At 40.2% G+C, this 526-nt stretch carries 1 protein-coding gene; it reads left to right on the forward strand.

Annotated elements, in window-relative coordinates; all coding sequences use genetic code 11:
• Positions 1-467 (forward strand): MarR family winged helix-turn-helix transcriptional regulator (locus QD409_RS35730; RefSeq protein WP_430765083.1); only part of this gene is annotated, 467 nt, incomplete at its 5' end.
• Between the last annotated feature and the right edge of the window lie 59 nt (positions 468-526).

The following is a 526-nucleotide window of genomic DNA, read 5'->3' on the forward strand; positions in this document are numbered from 1 at the left end:
GTTATAAGGATATAGGTGGAGATACAATGATGGAAAAACCGGCAAATTCATATACGGAAAGCTGGCTGGCATTATCAAGCTTACAAGGTGCAATAGCGACGGAGCTTGAACATGTCCTGCAGCATCAGCATAAGCTTTCACTTAGAGAGTTTTATGTGCTTCTTTATTTGTCAAAAGCACCAGAGCATAAGCTTAGACTTCAACAGCTTCAAGATATGGTGGGCTTGAGCCAWAGTGCCTTATCAAGGCTTGTAACAAGACTTGAAGCGAAGGAATGCGGAGCCCTGCAGCGACATCTGTGCACAGATGATCGGAGGGGAATTTACACTGCATTGACTGAGTATGGTAAAGACAAGTTTGTGAAAGCAAATGAGACTTTTTCTAACACACTGGCAGCTATACTGGAAAAGACAGAAACAAAAAATGACCTTAGTTCCATATTGCAAATGATGATTGGAAAGAAGTAAAAGCTGATAAGCACATGTCCGCTTTTACTTCTTTCCTTTTTTTATATTTTGTTGTAACT

Origin of the sequence: Rhizobium sp. BR 315 (genome assembly GCF_050577975.1) — a bacterium.
Classification (GTDB): Bacteria; Pseudomonadota; Alphaproteobacteria; order Rhizobiales; family Rhizobiaceae; genus Rhizobium; species Rhizobium miluonense.